Source organism: Pseudomonas sp. FGI182 (assembly GCF_000511325.1).
Lineage (GTDB): Bacteria > Pseudomonadota > Gammaproteobacteria > Pseudomonadales > Pseudomonadaceae > Aquipseudomonas > Aquipseudomonas putida_Z.
In genome coordinates this window covers 3949720-3968860 of record NZ_CP007012.1, presented here as the reverse complement: position 1 = coordinate 3968860, position 19141 = coordinate 3949720, and the positions used below count along the sequence as shown (strand labels likewise).

13 protein-coding genes and 1 pseudogene are annotated in these 19141 nt (G+C 63.6%); 4 read left to right on the top strand and 10 right to left on the bottom strand.

Annotated features, from left to right (window positions below; genetic code table 11):
* Nucleotides 1–5: 5 nt before the first annotated feature.
* The 3 genes from kdpC (at nucleotide 6) to C163_RS17480 (ending at nucleotide 4066) form a co-directional block, all read left to right on the top strand.
* On the top strand, nucleotides 6–557 hold the full coding sequence (gene kdpC / locus C163_RS17490) for a potassium-transporting ATPase subunit KdpC (RefSeq protein WP_025339951.1): 552 nt from the start codon (nucleotides 6–8) through the stop codon (nucleotides 555–557).
* Nucleotides 558–719: 162 nt separating this feature from the next.
* A complete protein-coding gene (locus C163_RS17485; RefSeq protein WP_025339950.1) occupies nucleotides 720–3374 on the top strand; it encodes a sensor histidine kinase KdpD in 2655 nt (884 codons plus the stop codon).
* A complete protein-coding gene (locus tag C163_RS17480) occupies nucleotides 3371–4066 on the top strand; it encodes a response regulator (protein WP_025339949.1) in 696 nt (231 codons plus the stop codon). Before C163_RS17485 ends, C163_RS17480 begins: the two co-directional genes overlap by 4 nt.
* Before the next feature lie 153 nt (nucleotides 4067–4219).
* Here C163_RS17480 and C163_RS27545 read toward each other — a convergent pair whose 3' ends face one another.
* The 5 genes from C163_RS27545 to C163_RS17455 all read right to left on the bottom strand — a co-directional run bounded on the left by C163_RS27545 (nucleotide 4220) and on the right by C163_RS17455 (nucleotide 13161).
* Nucleotides 4220–4990 (bottom strand): DUF6708 domain-containing protein, encoded by a 771-nt coding sequence (locus C163_RS27545; protein ID WP_256220377.1) that lies wholly within the window; start codon nucleotides 4988–4990, stop codon nucleotides 4220–4222.
* Entirely contained in the window at nucleotides 4972–8172 is a 3201-nt protein-coding gene (locus C163_RS17470; RefSeq protein ID WP_025339947.1) for a T6SS effector BTH_I2691 family protein, read from the bottom strand. Before C163_RS17470 ends, C163_RS27545 begins: the two co-directional genes overlap by 19 nt.
* On the bottom strand, nucleotides 8169–9128 hold the full coding sequence (locus tag C163_RS17465; RefSeq protein WP_025339946.1) for a hypothetical protein: 960 nt from the start codon (nucleotides 9126–9128) through the stop codon (nucleotides 8169–8171). The genes C163_RS17470 and C163_RS17465 overlap by 4 nt, the downstream gene beginning before the upstream one ends.
* A 122-nt stretch (nucleotides 9129–9250) precedes the next feature.
* Complete coding sequence (locus C163_RS17460; RefSeq protein ID WP_025339945.1) at nucleotides 9251–10156, bottom strand: LysR family transcriptional regulator; 906 nt, start codon at nucleotides 10154–10156, stop codon at nucleotides 9251–9253.
* A gap of 74 nt (nucleotides 10157–10230) precedes the next feature.
* Nucleotides 10231–13161, bottom strand: a complete 2931-nt coding sequence (locus tag C163_RS17455; RefSeq protein ID WP_025339944.1) for an aminotransferase — start codon at nucleotides 13159–13161, stop codon at nucleotides 10231–10233.
* Between the two features lie 378 nt (nucleotides 13162–13539).
* On the opposite strand from C163_RS17455, the pseudogene C163_RS17450 reads away from it, so the two are divergent.
* Nucleotides 13540–13866 (top strand): annotated as a pseudogene (locus tag C163_RS17450) (ATP-binding protein); the annotation flags it as partial.
* Nucleotides 13867–14061: 195 nt separating this feature from the next.
* On the opposite strand, the gene C163_RS17445 reads toward C163_RS17450, so the two are convergent.
* The 5 genes from C163_RS17445 to C163_RS17425 form a co-directional block, all read right to left on the bottom strand.
* The gene (locus C163_RS17445) at nucleotides 14062–14325 is read right to left on the bottom strand and encodes a DUF3077 domain-containing protein (protein ID WP_025339942.1); all 264 of its coding nucleotides are present in this window, start codon (nucleotides 14323–14325) and stop codon (nucleotides 14062–14064) included.
* Between the two features lie 156 nt (nucleotides 14326–14481).
* Nucleotides 14482–14724, bottom strand: a complete 243-nt coding sequence (locus C163_RS17440) for a hypothetical protein (RefSeq protein ID WP_025339941.1) — start codon at nucleotides 14722–14724, stop codon at nucleotides 14482–14484.
* A 706-nt stretch (nucleotides 14725–15430) separates the two neighbouring features.
* Entirely contained in the window at nucleotides 15431–17044 is a 1614-nt protein-coding gene (locus C163_RS17435) for an ABC transporter ATP-binding protein (RefSeq protein ID WP_025339940.1), read from the bottom strand.
* A gap of 1 nt (nucleotide 17045) precedes the next feature.
* Nucleotides 17046–18065, bottom strand: a complete 1020-nt coding sequence (locus tag C163_RS17430; RefSeq protein ID WP_013973404.1) for an ABC transporter permease — start codon at nucleotides 18063–18065, stop codon at nucleotides 17046–17048.
* A gap of 1 nt (nucleotide 18066) precedes the next feature.
* Complete coding sequence (locus C163_RS17425; protein WP_009686399.1) at nucleotides 18067–19140, bottom strand: microcin C ABC transporter permease YejB; 1074 nt, start codon at nucleotides 19138–19140, stop codon at nucleotides 18067–18069.
* Nucleotide 19141: the final 1 nt, after the last annotated feature.

Genomic DNA, 19141 nt, shown 5'->3' with positions numbered 1-19141 from the left:
CCACCATGAATGCTTATGTACGCCCGGCATTGAGCCTGGCCCTGTTGATGACCCTGATGACCGGCGCGCTGTATCCGCTGGCGGTGACCGGTATTGCCCAGGTGGTTTTCCCCAGCCAGGCCAATGGCAGCCTGGTGCGCGATGACCGGGGCCAGGTGCGCGGTTCGGCGCTGATTGCCCAGGATTTCCAGGGCGATGGCTGGTTCCACGCGCGGCCATCGGCAGGCGCCTACGCCACCGTGGCCAGCGGCGCCAGCAACCTGTCGCCGAGCAACCCGGCGCTGGCCGAGCGGGTCAAGGGCGATGCGGCTGCGTTGTACCAGGCGCAGCAGGGGCCGGTGCCCCAGGCGCTGCTCACCACCTCGGGCAGCGGCCTCGACCCGCACCTGCCGCCGGAGGCCGTGGCCTACCAGATCCCGCGGGTGGCGGCGGCACGGCAGTTGCCGGTGGAGCGCTTGCAAGGCTTGCTGGAAGAGGCCACCCTCCACCCATTGATCGGCCCGCCGGTGGTCAATGTGCTGGCCTTGAACCAGGCACTTGAGCGTTTGAGCCACTGATACAGAGCAGCCCACGATCCCTGTAGGAGCGGCCTTGTGTCGCGAAAGGGCTGCAAAGCAGCCCCGGCAATATGTGCATCTGTGCTGAAATCCTGGGGCCGCGTTGCGGCCCTTTCGCGACACAAGGCCGCTCCTACAAGGCGTGTGAACAAAGGATGAAAGATGAGTGACTCCGCCCGCGCAGACGCGCTGTTGGCTACCCTCCCGCGAAGCGGCCGGGGGCGGTTGAAGGTGTTCCTTGGCGCCGCCCCCGGCGTCGGCAAGACCTTCGCCATGCTCCAGGCCGCCCACGCCCAGCAACGCCAGGGCGTGCAAGTGCTGGCCGGTGTGGTCGAAACCCATGGCCGTGCCGAAACCGAGGTATTGCTCGCAGGCCTTCAGCAGCAACCCCTGCTGCGCAGCCAGTACCGCGGCGTCACCCTTGAGGAAATGGACCTCGACGGCCTGCTCAAGGCCGCGCCGGCCCTGGTGCTGGTCGACGAACTGGCCCACACCAATGCGCCCGGCAGCCGCCACGCCAAACGCTGGCAGGACGTACAGGAACTGCTGGCCGCCGGCATCGATGTGTACACCACGGTCAACGTCCAGCACCTGGAAAGCCTCAACGACAAGGTCCGCGACATTACCGGCGTGCAAGTGCGCGAAACCCTGCCGGACTGGGTACTGCAGGAAGCCTTCGAGCTGGTGCTGATCGACCTGCCACCCCGGGAGCTGCTCGAACGCCTGCGCGAAGGCAAGGTGTACGTGCCCGAGCAGGCGCGGGCCGCCATCGATGCGTTCTTCTCGCAAACCAACCTTACCGCCCTGCGCGAACTGGCCATGCAGACCGCCGCTGCCCAGGTGGATGCCGACCTGGCCCACGGTTATCGCCAACGCGGCCAGGAAGCCCCGGCCCTGCGTGGGCGCTTGCTGGTGGGCGTGGATGGCGACGACCAGGCGGAACGTTTGGTGCGCCATGCCAGCCGCGTGGCGCAACGCCGCCACCTGCCCTGGAGCCTGGTGCACGTGGACAACGGCCGCCTGCGCGACGAAACCGCGCGCCAGCGCCTGCAAGCTGCCCAGCAACTGGCCGAACGCCTGGGCGGGGAGGTGGTACTGCTGCGTGCCGGCGAAGTGGTGCGCACGCTGATCCAGCATGCCGCCGAACGGCGGGCCAGCCTGGTGCTGGTCGGGCAGTCCCGCGACCGCCTGCGCCGTCGCCTGTTCGGTGCCGGTGTGGCCGCGCGGCTGCTGCGCGAAAGCCACGGCCTGGAAATCAACGTGCTGGACCGCGACGCGCAGCCGCAAGCGCCGCGTTCGGCGGTGCGGCGGGTGTGGGTCTGGCGCCATTACCTGCTGGCGCTGCTGGCCACGTTCATGGCTGCAGGCCTGGCCTGGGCGGTGTCGAGTGTGCTGGCCCTGCCCAACATATCGCTGGTGTTTTTGGCCGCGGTGTTGCTGGTGGCGGTGCGCAGCAGCCTGGGGCCTGCGCTGGCCTGCGCGGTGATGTCGTTCCTGACCTACGACTTCCTGTTCATCCCGCCCAACCTGTCGTTCAGGATCCAGCGCGAAGAAGACGTGCTGACTTTGGTGTTCTTCCTGTTGATGGCTGCACTCACCGGCAACCTGGCTGCCCGCCAGCGCCGCCAGTTGCAGGCGCTGCGCGAGACCCAGGCGCAGACCAGCCAGTTGCTCGACCTGTCGCGCCGGCTGACCGTGGCCACCGACCGCCAGGCGGTGTTCAACGCCGCCGGCCAGCACCTGGACGGTTGGCAGGACATGCAGGTGTGCCTGCTGGAGCGCAATGTCGAAGGCCAGTTGCAGGTGGCCAGCGGCGAAGCTCATGCCTTCAGCGATAACGAACGCGCCGCCGCAGAATGGGCCTGGCAGCACGGCCAGGCCGCCGGACATGGCAGCGACACCCTGCCCAATGGCCGCTGGTGGTGGTGGCCGTTGGCGGTGGATGAACAGCCCCTGGCATTGCTCGGGGTGCGCCCACGTTCCGGCCAGCCACTCAGCGACCCGCGCCGGCGCCTGCTCACCGCCCTTGGTCAGCCACTGGCCCAGGCCCTGGCCCGCGCGCGCCTGGCCGAACAGCTGGAGGCCGCGCGCCTGCATGGTGAAACCGAGCAGCTGCGCAGCGCCTTGCTCGCGTCCGTTTCCCATGACTTGCGCACCCCGCTGACCGCCATGCGCGGCAGCATCGACAGCCTGCTGGCGCTGGGCGAGGCGATCCCCACCGCCGACCGCCGCGAACTGCTGGAGGGTACCCGCAACGAAGCCGAACGCCTCGACCGCTACATCCAGAACCTGCTCGACATGACCCGCCTGGGCCACGGCGGCCTCAAGCTGGCCCGCGACTGGGTGGCCCCGGCGGACATCGTCGGCAGCGCGCTCAACCGCCTGCGCGCGGTGCTGGCGCCGCTGCGGGTACACACTGATGTGCCGGCCGAGCTGCCGTTGCTGTTCGTGCATGCGGCGTTGATCGAGCAGGCCCTGGTCAACGTGCTGGAAAACGCCGCGCGCTTCTCGCCAGCCAATGGCCGGCTGGAGCTGCAGGTGTCGGTGCAGGATGCCCTGTTGTGCTTTGCCGTCAGCGACCAGGGCCCCGGCATTCCCGTGGATGATCGCGAGAAGATCTTCGACATGTTCTACACCGCCGCTCGCGGCGACCGCGGCGGGCAGGGCACCGGCCTGGGCCTGGCGATCTGCCAAGGCATGATCGGCGCCCATGGCGGGCAGATCCTGGTGGGTGAAGGCATCGATGGCCAGGGCACCAGCATCACTTTATGCTTGCCGCTGCCTCCTCAACCTGAAACCGAAAGCGAAACCCCATGAGTCAGTCCGCCACCCTTCTGGTCATCGACGATGAACCGCAGATCCGCAAGTTCCTGCGTATCAGCCTGGCCTCGCAAGGCTACAAGGTGCTCGAGGCCGCCACCGGCACGGAAGGGCTGGCCCAGGCGGCCTTGGGCAAGCCGGACCTGGTGGTGCTTGACCTGGGCCTTCCGGACATGGACGGCCAGCAGGTGCTGCGTGACCTGCGCGAATGGAGCGCGGTGCCGGTGCTGGTGTTGTCGGTGCGCGCCAGCGAAGTGCAGAAGGTCGATGCGCTGGATGGCGGCGCCAACGACTATGTGACCAAGCCGTTCGGCATCCAGGAGTTTCTGGCGCGGGTGCGCGCCTTGCTGCGGCAGGTGCCGCAGGCCGGTGGCTCGGAAGTGGCGGCCAGTTTTGGGCCGTTGATGGTGGACTTTGCCTTTCGCCGGGTGACCCTGGATGGCGTGGAAGTGGCGCTGACCCGCAAGGAGTATGCGCTGCTGGCGCAACTGGCCGGGCACCCGGGGCGGGTGATTACCCAGCAGCAACTGCTCAAGGATATCTGGGGGCCTACCCATGTGGACGACACCCATTACCTGCGGATCGTGGTCGGGCATCTGCGGCAGAAGCTGGGCGATGACCCCACGGCGCCGCGGTTCATCATCACCGAGCCAGGGGTGGGGTACAGGCTGGTTGCGCCGACCATGTAACCCCTGTGGGAGCGGGCGTGCCCGCGAAGAATCCAGCGCGATGCATGGCACCGGCTGCGCCGGTGTTCGCGGGCATGCCCGCTCCCACATTGACCGCATCGTCTTCAAGTCATGCTTAGTAACTGTGGGGCCAAGCAGCGTAAGACAGTAAGCTCAGGGGGCGGTTCTCGACTCCAGATCCATTTCCGCTGGCCACACTACTCGGGGTGCCAGGCGCAGGGCGAACTCACACCAGAGCACATCGTTGTGATCCTTGGGTTCCCCGGGTGGTGGCAGGGCTGAGGGGCCTTCCTGCATGTAGGTGCAGATGTAGGCCCAGGCATGCTGGTCAGCCCCCATGGTGCTCAGGTGAAAACGGTCGATGACGTTGTTCGTGCCCGGCGCGACGATGGACAACATGACACCCCATTTGAAAATGACCCCACCGTTTGGCAGGGCGCCGGTTTGTGACCAGCGCTCGGCGCGGACTTGGGACCAGTCGTAACTGACCGGCACAACCTTGCCTTTGTCGAAGGGGTTCCACCATTGGCGTTTGAAGTTGTAGGCGTAGATTCTCTGGCGGGCACGGTTGAATCTGATGGGTTCGTCGCGAGGTGGAGAAATATCCATGCGAAGGCCTGTAGTAACCAGCCAGGTAATCAGGAAGATTTCAGATATTGAGCGCAGCAGCGATTCAAAATTTCGGGGGTCGAGCGTAAGTGTCATCATGTAAAGGCTAAAGGCGAAAAATATGCACAGGAGGAAGGCGAAGGCTGAAATCACCCCTCGTGATGATACGCTTTGTCGCGGAATTTCTAAGTACGTCATGCACTGATGGTTAGGTATTTGATTACCCATGTATTTTTCTATTGAATTGACTGTGTAAGGGTCGGGGAGGTCTTCCTTCCAGCCCGGGCAGGCAGGATTTAATAAGGGGCGGGCCATTTTGTCAGGGGCTCCAAGCTGTGCATGTAGTTTTCTGTTATTGTTACATGGGCATGCCCAAGTTCGTCCTGCTTGTCTGGCCAGTAACGCAGGCTAAATTCAATGGCGTTGATATGATGATCTACCAGCAAAGGCAGAACTCCCTGTATGGTCAACGTACTGTTCTTGCTGTTGAAACGCACCAAAGGCTGTGGGTTGTCAATGTGGCCGAAGACTCCTTTTCCCTTTGGTAGGCTGATCTGCAATTGGTTCGTCGGAGTACTATCACCCGATACGGTAATGATTTCTCTTTGAGCGCCAGTACGATGAATGCTTAAATGCCACTCATGGCGAGATGTGCCCTCGGCGTAATTAGGCAAGAGGAAGTAATAGTTAAGCGTGTATTCTGCGGGTATTGCAGGCTCGTTGCCGATGATCATCCCTTTTGGTTCGGAAGTCTGCATGTTCGTATGATTGGTGAGTTGGGTTCTTATGGAAATCTCGGCTTGAACGCCAATTGCTGCCGCATTCAAAGCACCAATTGCAGTGTCAAGATGCTTCGCTTCGGTCCAGAGACGGTTGTCTTCAGATAATCCCCATCTGCTTTGACGAGCCCAAAGCTCTGTTGGAGAGGATTCGTTTTGCTTTGCCTCGGAAGCTATTGCATAGGCGGCCAGTCCTAGAATGATAGCTATACCGATTGGGCCAAATAATGTGGCGGGGCCGAAAGCTCCAAGTACACCTGCAATGGCGGAAGCGCCAGCCATTATGCCCGCAGTCCTGTATCCATCTGCGGACGTTAAATCTCCGCGCTTATGAGTACGCAGGCTGGCGAACAGGTACTGTGCCCCATCCATCATTCCAGCTATTCCCGCAATGCCGGCGCCGTATCGAGCAATACCGGTTCCCAAAGACGTTGTCGTCACTGTTCCGGGCCACGGTATCTTCGGGCGTATGACTGCAACAGCCAGTCCTGCCGCCTCCACACTCGCCCCCAACAAACCCAGGGAGGAAGACCAGATCGCCGCAAGCGCCTCCGGGTTGTCCTGATGCGTCTCTTGCAACGCTCGATAGTTCTTGCCCAGGCTGTCCTGATGGAACCACATGCTGCCCAAGGCAAATAGCAGCCCGACGCTTCCGCTACTCGCTGCAGCATCCCGCAGGCTGCGCATCGCATCGCTTGCCACGCTTTGCGCGGCCGTAGAGCTGATCTTCAAACCACCCGTAACCTGCGCACGCAGCGTACCCGCACCAATCACGACATTGCGTACCAGCGCCCCGACGCCGCCGGCTGCACCCTCGCGCAACTGCACCAACCGCGCCTGCAGGCTCTCGGCGCTTTCGAGCGTCCAGAGCATCACTTCGATCATCTGCTTACGGTTACCCGCTGCCGCAATATTGATCGCGCCACTCAGCACCATGGCCCGCACCTTGCGGCCCAGTGGGTCACGGAACTGCTTGTCTACCTGCTGCAGAAACGCATCGGTCCGCGCCTCCAGGGCTTCATTGAGCAGGCTCATGTATTCGCCCACTGTCAGCGACACCCGCAGCGGCGTCACTTGCTGCCCGGCGAAGAGTGCAAACGCCGAACGATGCACATGGCCGATCAGGGTCTTGGTCCGTTCACTCAGGTGCTGGCTGAGCGCATTCCCTGCGCTGTTGGTCGCGGCCAGCAACTGGCCAACGGCATCCTGTATCGGCTTGATCATCAACAGCTGGCCGTCGGCGGTACCGGCGATGCCCTTGATGATGTCGTACACCTTGCCGAAGTCGTCCCCGGACAGCGCGCTGGCCACCTGCTGCATCAGCTTCTGGTTCTTGGCCAGCAGTGCCTGGTAAAGCAGGCTGCGGTCGTCTTCCAGCAGCTGCTGCCAGATATGCTGGGTGATCCCGAGCGGCTGACCCTCCTGCGGCAGGGTTTCAGTGGGCCCGCCGGCCAGGCAGGCGGCCATCATCTGGATGAAGTACTCCACCGAAACGGGGGAGGTCGCGTCATAGTCGTAGTAGCCGATCTGCTGAAACGCCCGCTTGGCATAGTGCCGCGCATACAGATCGCCAACCTGGTCGATCATCGACTGCCAGTTTTTCAGTTCGCGGTCGTAATCGGCCTGGAACGCGGCGCGGGCGCTTTCGTCGTAACGCTCTTCCAGCCGCTCGCGGGCGTCCTGCTGCTTGCGCGCGGTGTTGCGTTCGGTCTGCGCGTCGATGTCCACCGGCGGCAGATACGCCTTGGCCGCGATCGGGCTGTCGTTCCACTGCTCGACCTGCCGGGCTTCCCGCTGCGCGTCCTCGGCACCCTGCACGGCCGCCATGGCAGCGTGCAATTCGCGGATGCCCAGTAGTGCTTGCGAGGTGAAGTACTCGAAGTGCCGCTGCGGCTGTGCCCGCCATTCCTGCAGGGCTTGCACCCAGCCAGTGCGTTGCGCGTTGAGCTCCATGACCATGCCGACCGGGTCGGGCAGCGTCAGCGCCAGCAGGCCATTGGGCAGTTGTTCCTGCTGGATGACATTGCGCACATGCGTGCGGGTTTCATGCCAGCGGCCCAGGCGGCTGTAAAAGCCATGAGCGCTGGTAAACCTGGCAGAGGAAAAGGTAGAGAACTCCAGCACCTGTTCCAGGCCGAAGCGGAAGCTGTCGGTCATGGCGATGCCGAGGCTGGCAGGGTCGTTGCGTGCGGTGTTCAGGTCCACCTCGACGAAGCGGGCGAGGGTATCCGGGTCACTGTCGGCGATGCCTTGCCGATAGCGGTCGAGTACCGCACGAGGCCAGGGGTCGTTGGCGAAGGCGATCCAGGCCTTGCGGTAGAGCAGGGTATCGATGTTGATGAACGAGGCAATCACATCGTGGCCTTCGGTGGCGCATGCCTTGGGTAACGACCTGGGTGGCCCGAAGGGCATCTGCGATACCGGAAAGCGCTGCAAGGTACCTTCCGCCGCTACCTCGTAGGCCTGCCAGATTTCCTGGTCGAGCAGTACGTAGACATAACCCTGGCGCAGGAGGCGCAACTGGTCGGTGTGCATCGGGTGGAAAATGATTTCGCTATCGTCTGCCAGGCGATAGGGGCGCCCTGTATCCGGGCGCGGGGCGTAGGCCTCGCGCAGCAGCAGAATCGGCAGGCCGGAGCGTTCGCAGGCATTACAGGTGCCGTAGGTGTTGGGGATCTCTTCCTGCATGGCGATGTGGATGGCTTTGCTGATGCTCATGAGTAACTCCTTGCCTTCGGCAGGCCGGCGACGATGTGCGACCAGGTGCAGTCGTTGTAGCTGGCGAAGCGGTCCGCCAGGCGCTGCTCGCCGGCCGCTGCCTTTTCCACCTCGTGCTGGATGGTCGGGTGCTGAAGGAGCAGTGGGTGGATCATGAGCATGTGCAGGCTCATGCACTGGATATCGGCGCGATCGCGCAGGCCCTGCTTGAACGCCTTGAGGATCAGGTTCATGGCATGGGTGGGGGCGTTTTCCGGCAAGCCTGAGGAACCTGCGAAGTGCCAGGGTGCATGGGGATGCTGCACGGCACTCAGGCGATGCCAGGCGCCGAGCAGTTGAATGATCTGTGGTGCGACGTGCTGGGTCGCCCTTACGGCCTCGGGGACGGCCAGTTCGCCAGCCATGGGGTCTCGCTCGAATACCTCGCGACTGCCACAACCATCGGGATGTAGCCAGCTGCGAACAGGCCCGAGGACTTCGCCTGCGTTTTTCAGGGTCGCGCGTAGCAGCGCCAGCCGCACGGGCTCGAACCAGGCGGTGATACCGTGCGGTTCTGGTTGGTGCAGCACCAGACACTGCTGGCTGATGTGCTGGGCGATGAGGTCGGCGGGTTGATCGCTGATCAGCCAGCCACACACGTAGTGCCAGGTAGCTGCTGATTCACGAGCGGCGCAGGTCGCGCTTAATGGGGCAAGGGCTGTGGGCGCATCGCCGGGTTTGGCGAGCCGCACCAGAGCTGGCCAGCATTCAGGATCCTGCACCAGCCCGCTGCAGTCGACGCGCGTTACGGCATCACTACCCAGCGCTTCGCTGAGGGCAGCGATGGCCAGCGGGTGCTCAGGCGGGCAGCCGGCGAATGGGTCCAGTAAAAGGTAGAGGGCCTCTTCTGGTTGGCGCTGCTGGTTGGCGAAGTGATCGACCGACTGCACGTAGCCCTGCGCGGACTGGCTCGACATGAGAAGTTCCTTTTCTTCTTGATGGCGAGCAGAAACCTAACGGGGAATCAATGCCGCAGATAGTTATTGGCTTCCTAACCAGTTGTAGGATTTTTCGCTTTCTGACGAGGCAGTCGTATCGCTCAGGACCTCGGGGATTCTGTTTCAAAGCATTGGCGCATCACGTCAAGGTAACGCCGCGCGCCCAGGCCCAAAGGGCGCGACTTGACCCAGATGATGTCCACCCACAAGCGCAACCGGCTTGCCATGTTGTCGAAGCGCACCTCCGCCAGCGCGCCCGAAGCAATCAACGGCTCGACCAAAGGCTGCGGCAGGTAGGCCCAACCAAGGCCCGATTGCACCAGGTCCAGCGTGGCCAGGTAGCTGTCGGTCAGCCAGATGCGCCGCGACAGCACCATGCGCGGGTCCGACCCGGTGGCCTTGCCCGAGGCCACGATGATCTGCCGCTGTTCGGCGAAAGCCTCTTCCGGCAACGGCATGCCGTTGTTCTGCCCAGCTGGATGGCGGGGGGAGGCGACGGCCACCAGCAATTGGCTGCCGGCCTCCAGGAATGACTCGCGCTCGTCGATGCCAGGCCGTTCGAAGACCAGTGCCAGTTGCACGCTGCCGTCATGCAGCAGGCGGATGGCTTCGGCCTGGGTGGCCGAGCGCACTTCGATTTCCAGGCTGGGAAATTCCTGGGCGAGGGTTTCCAGCGGCTGGCTCCAGCGGCCGGTCTGCAGCTCGGGGGCCATGGCGATGGTCAGGCGCTTTTCCAGGCCCTTGTGCAGTTGCAGGGCCTGGGCGTCGAGCAGGTTGAGCTGGCAGATCACCTGCCTGGCCTGGGGCTCCAGGGCCAGGGCGGCGCTGGTGGGCAAGGCTTTGCGCGTGGCCCGGTCGAACAGCACCAGGTCCAGCTCCGCCTCCAGTTGGGCGATGGCCATGCTCACGGCCGAAGGCACACGCCCCAGCTTGCGCGCGGCGGCAGAGAACGAGCCTGCCTCCAGCACCGCGAGGAAGATTGCCAGGGAGTCGCTGGTAAAGGCCATTGTCAGTAAACCTGATGACGAGGAAGCGTTGTGGCCGAAAAGTATGAACACTCCTCGGCCAGCTTCGCAATTCTTTACAGGTCTTCGGAGAGCACCCGATCAATGCTGTCGACAAAGTAGTCCACGCTCGCCCGGGTGGTGCACATCGGCGGCTTGATCTTGAGGATGTTCAGGTAATCACCGGTCGGCTGCATGAAGATGCCCAGGTCACGCAGGCGGTTGCACAGGGCCATGGTTTCCTCGGTTGCCGGTTCCAGCGTTGCGCGGTCGCGCACCAGTTCCAGCCCCAGGTAGAAGCCCGAACCATGCGCCGCGCCGGCCAGCGGGTACTTGTCCACCAGTGCCTGCAGGCGCGCCTTGAAATAGCGCCCGGTGTCGCGGGCGTTGTCCCACAGGCCTTCCTTCTGCATCACATCCAGCACCGCCATGCCGATGCGGCAACTGACCGGGCTGCCGCCGGCCGAGGAGAAGAAGTAGCCCTCGGCCTCCAGCGCTTCGGCGATCTCGCGGCGGGTGATGACTACGCCCAGTGGCTGGCCGTTGCCCATGCCCTTGGCCATGGTGATGATGTCGGGCACCACGCCCTGTTCCTCGAAGCCCCAGAAGTACTCGCCCAGGCGGCCATAGCCGACCTGCACTTCGTCGGCGATGCACACGCCGCCCCGGGCGCGAACCTTGGCATAGGCCTCGCGCAGGTAACCCGCCGGCAACGAAATACCACCGGCATTGCCGTACACCGGCTCGCAGATGATGCCCGCCAACTGGCGGCCACGGGCGTCGAGGTCGGCCAGCTTGGCGTCGACGTCGCGCAGGTAGTCGGTGGCGCTGTCGGCGCCACGGAAGCGGCCGCGGAAGGTGTTCGGCGCCTCGACCGGGTGCACCCAGTCCGGGCGGGTTTCCAGGGCCTGCGGGTTGTCGGCGATGGAAGTGGAAATGGCATCGGTGGCCACCGACCAGCCGTGGTAGGCCTCCAGCACGCTGAGCAGGTCGCGCCCGCCGCTGTAGGCCCAGGCCAGGCGAATCGCCAGGTCGTTGGCTTCGGTACCGCTGTTGACCATGAACACCCGGTCGAAGCCTTCGGGGGCCAACTCCAGCAGGCGTTCGGAGAACTCGGTGATGGCTGCGTAGTGGAAGCGCGAGTTGGTGTTCAGCAGCGACCACTGCCGTGCCGACTCGGCGACCATGCGCGGGTGGCCGTGGCCCAGTACAGCAACGTTGTTGAGCATGTCCAGGTACGAGCGGCCCTGCATGTCGATCAGGTAGTTGCGCCAGCCGCGTTCGATGTGAGGCGGTTGCGCGTAGTAGTGCTTCTGCGAGCGGGCGAAGCTGGCATCGCGGCGGGCCAGCAGGGCCTGTGGGTCGGGCAGCGGCTCGGCATTGCAGCCGAAGCCCAGCAACGCAGCTGGCGACGGGCACAGGGCCAGCCAGGCGGCCGCCTGGGATGGGGTGGCGAAGAACGGCGGCTGAATGCCGCTATCCAGGCACAGCTGCACGCTGAGGAAGCCACAACTGCTGCCCAGCGACTGGCCTTTTTCCACGGCCTGGCCATCTGCAGGCGCGTCTTCCAGGCCTTGCAGCCACAACGCCCAGTGCGCGCTGCGCAGGCAGCCACGGCCGTCGCCATGGCGCTGCCAGGTGCCGGCATCTGGCGCCTGCACCAGGCTGCCGTTGGGTACATGCAGCTCGACGCCCAGGGCACAGGTGGCGGGCTCCTCGGGGCGGTCGATATGGGTTTGCGACAGGCGATACTGCCCGTGCAGGCTGCAGGCCGGGGCCGGTTGCGTGGTCAGCAGGTGCTGGTCGAAGCCCGGTTGCTCCCAGTTGCCCGCCTCGCAATGCACGCTGAGCACGCCCAGGTCGACGCGCGTCACAACCTGCCCATCCAGTTCCGGGAGCAGGGGGACGCAGCCGCTCAGGTCCGGCGTGGCAGGCTGCAAGCCCGCAGCCTGCAGGATGGCCGCTTCCATCAATGCGAAAGGTACGGCGGTGGCCGTGTCGAAGATTTCCCACTCATGGGCGATGTTGTCGCGGGTGTACTGGTTGCCGGGGTCGACGGTGAGCTGCTGCTCGCTGCTCAGCACCAGCACGGCGGCGCGGTTGAGCACCAGTGGCCACAGCGCCCGCAGTTCGGCTTCGCTCAGAGGGTTGAGCGCCTGGTAGGCACGCACGGCCGGCAGGATGCGCAGCGGGTCGCCCTCGGCGTGATGCAACAGCGCCGCGCAGGTCACCGACAGGTCGGCGATGCGCCAGGTGCGCAACAGGTCACCGAAATCGATCACCCCTTGCAGCTGCCACTGGCGCTCGCCATCGCGGGCCCAGACGGCGTTGTCGTCGGTGATGTCCAGGTGCACGGCCTGGCTTGGCAGCTGGTCGACCAGCGGCGCCAGGTGCTCGGCGGCCAGCTGGGTGGCCTGTTCGATGCGGGCGCGTTGCTCGGCGTTGCCCAGCACGGGCAGCAGGTGCTGGATCAGTGCCTGGGCATGTTGCGGGTCCCATTGCAGGGTGCGCGTCAGGCCCGGGTGGTCGAAAGTGGCCAAGGCCTTGTCCAGCCGCGCGCAGAGCCCGCCGAGCTCGGCCATCAGGCGTGGTTCCATGTGCTTGAGGCGGGTCAGTGGCTGGCCGTCGATGTAGTCGAGCAGGCGCATGCGCAGCGGTTGCCCGTCTATTTCCAACGCCAGCAGCATCTGGCCATCGCTGGCCGGGCGCACGGCGGGCACTGGCAAGCCCTGTTCGCGCAGGTAGGCCAGGGCCGCGTGCTGGGCCTCGAGCTCCAGCTGGGCGTAGCTGCCGTGGCAGGCCTTGAGCACGAAACGGCCTTGCGGTGCGTCTACACGGAAGTTCAGGTCCTGTTGGCTGCCCAGTGCCGAAAGGTTGCCGGCAATGCCGTAGTGCGTTTGCAGCACGGCATGTGCCTGGGCTTCGCCGAGTGCAGGGCTGGGCAGGCCGGAGCGCTGGATCAGCGTGGTCAGGGCAGGGGAGGCGGGCTGGTGTTGTGGGCTGGACATGGGGCTCTACCGTTGCTGCTGGGGTTGACGGTGGAGAATTTATGCCCGATCTGGCTGATGATGGAAGACGATTGTTGTCAGAAAATTTGATGATGGCTTTCGAGCCGACCTGCCTGTACACCGTTTCATTAAATTATTCGCTGCCAATAATTATTGGTATTCAATAATTTCCAATAAAGCCATGATCGACATCTCGCCGTGAATTGGCTGCCGACTTGGCCAGGCAGCTGTTGAAACCGTCCGCCCTGGATATCGGCCTGAAATCAGGGCTGTTTTTCTACGGGCTGCGCAGGACTGGCAAAACCTCTTTTTAAGAACGACTTGGTCCCTGTCCTGTAACCAGGCTTTTGCCGGTGCCACAAACGTGCCGGACAGGGACTATCGGTAATCGCATCAACGCTGCGGTCGGCGGCTGCTGACCTGGAGCTGATGAAAGTAGAGGAGCTGGGCGTCCTGGCTGAGGCGATTTTTGCCCGGATCGCATCGGTCGAAGGCGATGCGCGTGGGGTGTTCTCCAACGAAGCGGCGGCCGAATATTCGAAGTCTGTGGGGCGTGAAGTGCGTGTCGAAGAGATACAGCCGGTTGCCAACGAACTGCTGGCCGCTAACCTGATCCTGCGTCGGGGGCATGGGCTGTATGGGGTGACCGACCCCTTTGTACAGGAGATCTGGCGCGAGCGGCAGGAGTTGTTGGGCCGGCTCTGAGTTGCATCAGCCTAGGCCAGCTGGCGCCGGTCTCCCTGGGTATGCAATCTCCCGTGGGGACGGCCTTGTGTCGCGAAACGGCCGCAAAGCAGCCCCAGCATTTTTTGCCTCGATGCTTAAATCCCGGGGCCGCTCTGCGGCCCTTTCGCGACACAAGGCCGCTCCTACAAAGCAATCGCGAAGCCCTGCAATACCTCAGTGCTTCATGCCCAGTTCCGCATCATCCATCAGCGCCTTGGCCATCGCACTCAGGTAGTGGGCAGCCCAGATCATCATCGGCTTTTCATCCATCAGGCCGGTGATGGTCAGTTCGCGTACATAGCCCATCAGCTCCGAAGATTGCTCGCGGGCATCGCGGCAGGGAATGCCGGGTTCGATGCGGAACAGTGGGTGGGTGCCGTGTTCGCCTTGGTAGAACGTGGTTTTACCGACAGTGAATTGGGTGTCTTCTTTGGTCATTTTTGAATCCCCTCAAAATTCTCGACTGCCCGGACGGGCCCTTTCGCGGGTGAACCCGCTCCCACAGGTACTGCATCTACCTCAAGGCCTGTGGAGATCCTGTGGGAGCGGGTTTACCCGCGAAGAGGCCAGCCCAGACAACGCAACACTAAAGCCTCAGTGCAAAGTCCGAGGCTCAGCGGGCATCTGCACCTGAACCAGTGCCGACTCAAGCAAAGTCCGAAGCGCCTCCAGCTCATGCATCGAGGTCATCATCAGGATCGAAGCCGGCGATTTGGGCTGCAGTAGCAAGGCCTGATGCACCACGGTGGCCGCGCATAGCGCGTAGTCGGTGGCCTGGATCAGGGTGTCTTCGAGGGAATGGGGGGTGTGGGGTGGATCGGGGACAATGTTCAGCATCGTGATTAACCATTGGCTGTGCGGCCACCTGTCTGCTGTCAAACAGTCGGGTGGCAGCTGTACGTGGGTTGACAGACCGGCGGTAAATCACGCAAAAGTTCCGGCGCACGCAAGCGTGCCCACACGCACAGCCACCATGAAGCGGAGACTGCCTGCGTGAATTAACCGTCACAGCCTGTCAAAGCTGTATCGCTGATCTTCAGCGACCAACCGAGACTAGAGCTCAGCCAGAGCAGCCGCAACGGAAAACACGCGGCAGGAGTATGTTTGGGAAATGGACTACAGGGAAGGGGTTAAATCTGACATGGCAGGTGTTCTGCGCCCGATTGCGTCAGGGCGGGAGGTGACCGGTTTGATTTCTGTGGTGGCGCGAAAATCGAGCGCCGCCCGCGCGGCGCTTCGCGGGACAAGCCCGCTCCCACATCTGTTGCAACGTGCCGAACCTGTCAGGCCATGGTGGCCAACTTTGGTGGGCTGGCTGGATTTCTGAGTTGGCACTGCTGCCGCCCCACTTACCTCAAACCTTGCACCAAGGCTGACAACGCCTCTTTCACAGGCATGGCCACGTTGCAACAAATGTGGGAGCGGGCTTGTCCCGCGAAGCGCCGCGCGGGCGGCGCTCGGTCTCACAGGCGCAGAAAGTGTCAAGACGAACACCCGCGAAGCGCCGCGCGGGCGGCGCTCGATCTTGAGGACTCTACAAAACTTAAGGCGAACCTGCCTCAACTTCCAAAAACGCCGCCTCCAGCAACTGCCGGGTATACGGATGCTGCGGCGCATGGAAGATCGCCTGCGCATCCCCTTGTTCCACCACATGCCCATGCTTGATCACCATCAACTGGTGGCTCAACGCCTTGACCACCGCCAGGTCATGGCTGATGAACAGGTAGGTCAGGTTGTATTTCTGCTGCAGATTGCGCAGCAACTCCACCACCTGCCGCTGCACCGTGCGGTCCAGCGCCGAGGTAGGTTCATCCAGCAGGATCAGCGCCGGCTTCAATACCAACGCCCGGGCAATGGCAATGCGCTGGCGCTGCCCACCGGAAAACTCATGCGGATAGCGATGCCGCGTGCGTGGGTCCAGCCCCACTTCCTCCAGGGCCGCAATAATCGCCGCTTCCTGTTCCTGCGCCGTGCCGATGCGGTGGATGCGCAACCCTTCACCGACGATGTCCTCTACGCACATGCGTGGGCTCAGACTGCCGAACGGGTCCTGGAACACCACCTGCATTTCCCGGCGTAACGGGCGCACGGCCTTCTGGTTCAGACCAGCCAGATCTTGCCCATGGAAGCGAATGCCGCCCTGGCTGGAGATCAGCCGCAAGATCGCCAGACCCAAAGTCGACTTGCCCGACCCGGACTCGCCGACAATCCCCAGCGTCTGCCCTTGCGGCAAGCTGAAGTTGATCCCGTCCACCGCCTTCACATGGTCGACCGTGCGCCGCAGCAGGCCCTTCTTGATCGGGAACCACACCTTGAGGTCATCCACCTCCAGCAATGGCGCGCCCACCGGGTTGTGCGCCGGCAGCCCGCTGGGCTCGGCATTGATCAGCATCTGCGTGTAGTGGTGCTGCGGTGCGCTGAACAGCCTGGCGCATTCGGCCTGCTCGACAATCTGCCCGTGCTGCATCACGCACACACGGTGGGCGATGCGCCGCACCAGGTTCAGGTCATGGCTGATCAGCAGCAGGGCCATGCCCAGACGCGCCTGCAGTTCCTTGAGCAGTTCGAGAATCTTCAACTGCACGGTCACGTCCAGCGCCGTGGTCGGCTCATCCGCAATCAGCAGTTCCGGCTCGTTGGCCAGGGCCATGGCGATCATCACCCGCTGGCGCTGCCCGCCAGACAATTCATGGGGCAGGGCCTTCAGGCGCTTGCGTGGCTCGGGAATGCCGACCATCTCCAGCAGCTCCAGGGTGCGCGCCGTGGCCTCCTTGCCGGTCAGGCCCTTGTGCAGCAGGAGGATTTCGTTGATCTGCTTCTCGATGCAGTGCAACGGGTTCAGCGAGGTCATCGGCTCCTGGAAGATCATCGCAATGCGGTTGCCGCGAATGCGCTGCATGGTCTTCTCGTTCTGCTGCAGCAGGTCCTTGCCCTCGTAGCGGATGCTGCCGCTGGGGTGGCGGGCCAGGGGGTAGGGCAGCAGGCGCAGGAGCGAGTGCGCGGTAACCGATTTGCCCGAGCCACTCTCGCCCACGAGTGCCAGCGTCTCACCCTTGCGGATGTCGAAGCTGATGCCGTTCACAACGCGGTGGGCCTGGTCACCGGTGACGAACTCCACCGCCAGGTCGCGCACTTCGATCAGGTTCTGTTCACTCATGTCACTTCCTCGGGTCGAAGGCATCGCGGGCGGATTCGCCGATGAACACCAGCAGGCTCAGCATCAGCGCCAGCACGGCGAAGGCGCTGATGCCCAGCCATGGGGCCTGCAGGTTGGACTTGCCCTGGGCCACCAGTTCGCCCAGCGATGGTGCGCCCGGCGGCAAGCCGAAGCCGAGGAAGTCCAGGGCGGTGAGGGTGCCGATGGCACCGGTGAGAATGAACGGCATGAAGGTCATGGTCGAGATCATGGCGTTCGGCAGGATGTGCCGGTACATGATCGCGCCGTTGCGCATCCCCAACGCGCGAGCAGCGCGCACGTATTCCAGGTTGCGCCCGCGCAGGAACTCGGCGCGCACCACGTCCACCAGGCTCATCCACGAGAACAGCAGCATGATGCCCAGCAACCACCAGAAGTTGGGCTGCACGAAGCTGGCGAGGATGATCAGCAGGTACAGCACCGGCAAGCCCGACCAGACTTCCAGGAAGCGTTGCCCGGCCAGGTCGACCCAGCCGCCATAGAAGCCCTGCAAGGCGCCGGCGATCACACCGACGATGGAACTGAGCAGGGTCAGCGTCAGGGCGAACAGCACCGAAATGCGGAAGCCGTAGATCACCCGCGCCAGCACGTCGCGGCCCTGGTCGTCGGTGCCCAGCCAGTTGTCCGCCGACGGTGGGGCCGGGGCGGGTACGCGCAGGTCGTAGTTGATGCTCTGGTAGCTGAACGGGATCGGTGCCCACAGCACGAAGCTGTCTTTCTTCTCCAGCAGTTCGCGGATGTACGGGCTCTTGTAGTTCGCTTCCAGCGGGAATTCGCCGCCAAAGGTGGTTTCCGGGTAGCGCTTGAACGCCGGGAAGTACCATTCGCCGTCGTAGCGCACGGCAATCGGCTTGTCGTTAGCGATCAGCTCGGCGCCCAGGCTCAGCCCGAACAGGATCAGGAACAGCCACAGCGACCACCAGCCACGGCGGTTGGCCTTGAAGCGCTCGAAGCGCCGGCGGTTGAGGGGGGACAAGGCCATGTCAGTGCTCCCGGCTGGCGAAGTCGATGCGTGGATCGACCAGGGTGTAGGTCAGGTCGCCGATCAGTTTCACCACCAGCCCCAGCAGGGTGAAGATGAACAGGGTGCCGAAGACCACCGGGTAGTCACGGTTGATGGCTGCCTCGAAACTCATCAGGCCGAGGCCGTCGAGGCTGAAGATCACCTCGATCAGCAAGGAACCGGTGAAGAAGATGCCGATGAACGCCGAAGGGAAACCGGCAATCACCAGCAGCATGGCGTTGCGGAACACATGGCCGTACAGCACCCGTGGCCGGCTCAGGCCCTTGGCCTTGGCGGTGACCACGTATTGCTTGTTGATCTCGTCGAGGAAGCTGTTCTTGGTCAGCAAGGTCATGGTGGCGAAGTTGCCGATGACCAGCGCGGTGATCGGCAGCACCAGGTGCCAGAAGTAGTCCAGCACCTTGCCGGTGGTGCTCAGCTCGTCGAAGTTGTTGGAGGTAAGGCCGCGCAGCGGGAACCAGTCGAAGTAGCTTCCGCCGGCGAACAGCACGATCAGCAGGATGGCGAACAGGAACGCCGGGATGGCGTAGCCGACGATGATCGCCGAACTGGTCCACACGTCGAAATGGCTGCCGTGGCGCACGGCCTTGGCAATGCCCAGCGGGATCGACACCAGGTACATGATCAGCGTGCTCCACAGCCCCAGCGAAATCGACACCGGCATCTTCTCGATGATCAGGTCGATGACCTTGGCATCGCGGAAGAAGCTGTCGCCGAAGTCCAGCCGGGCGTAGTTCTTGATCATGATCCACAGGCGCTCGGGCGGCGACTTGTCGAAGCCGTACATGCGTTCGATCTCGGCGATCAGTGCCGGGTCCAGGCCCTGGGCGCCACGGTAGTTGGAGCCGGCCACGGACACTTCGGCACCGCCACCGGCAATGCGGCTGGTGGCGCCTTCGAAACCTTCGAGCTTGGCGATCATCTGCTCGACCGGGCCGCCGGGGGCGGCCTGGACGATGATGAAGTTGATGATCAGGATGCCGAACAGGGTCGGGATGATCAGCAGCAGGCGGCGCAGGATGTAGGCCAGCATG

What these genes read in the sequence shown, in the direction of transcription:
- C163_RS17430 (WP_013973404.1), bottom strand. Translation starts at nt 18,065, where the DNA reads ATGGCCTTGTCCCCCCTCAACCGCCGGCGCTTCGAGCGCTTCAAGGCC.
- C163_RS17485 (WP_025339950.1), top strand. Translation starts at nt 720, where the DNA reads ATGAGTGACTCCGCCCGCGCAGACGCGCTGTTGGCTACCCTCCCGCGA.
- C163_RS17470 (WP_025339947.1), bottom strand. Translation starts at nt 8,172, where the DNA reads ATGAGCATCAGCAAAGCCATCCACATCGCCATGCAGGAAGAGATCCCC.
- kdpC (WP_025339951.1), top strand. Translation starts at nt 6, where the DNA reads ATGAATGCTTATGTACGCCCGGCATTGAGCCTGGCCCTGTTGATGACC.
- C163_RS17480 (WP_025339949.1), top strand. Translation starts at nt 3,371, where the DNA reads ATGAGTCAGTCCGCCACCCTTCTGGTCATCGACGATGAACCGCAGATC.
- C163_RS17445 (WP_025339942.1), bottom strand. Translation starts at nt 14,325, where the DNA reads ATGACCAAAGAAGACACCCAATTCACTGTCGGTAAAACCACGTTCTAC.
- C163_RS17440 (WP_025339941.1), bottom strand. Translation starts at nt 14,724, where the DNA reads ATGCTGAACATTGTCCCCGATCCACCCCACACCCCCCATTCCCTCGAA.
- C163_RS17455 (WP_025339944.1), bottom strand. Translation starts at nt 13,161, where the DNA reads ATGTCCAGCCCACAACACCAGCCCGCCTCCCCTGCCCTGACCACGCTG.
- C163_RS17435 (WP_025339940.1), bottom strand. Translation starts at nt 17,044, where the DNA reads ATGAGTGAACAGAACCTGATCGAAGTGCGCGACCTGGCGGTGGAGTTC.
- C163_RS27545 (WP_256220377.1), bottom strand. Translation starts at nt 4,990, where the DNA reads ATGGCCCGCCCCTTATTAAATCCTGCCTGCCCGGGCTGGAAGGAAGAC.
- C163_RS17460 (WP_025339945.1), bottom strand. Translation starts at nt 10,156, where the DNA reads ATGGCCTTTACCAGCGACTCCCTGGCAATCTTCCTCGCGGTGCTGGAG.
- C163_RS17465 (WP_025339946.1), bottom strand. Translation starts at nt 9,128, where the DNA reads ATGTCGAGCCAGTCCGCGCAGGGCTACGTGCAGTCGGTCGATCACTTC.
- C163_RS17425 (WP_009686399.1), bottom strand. Translation starts at nt 19,140, where the DNA reads ATGCTGGCCTACATCCTGCGCCGCCTGCTGCTGATCATCCCGACCCTG.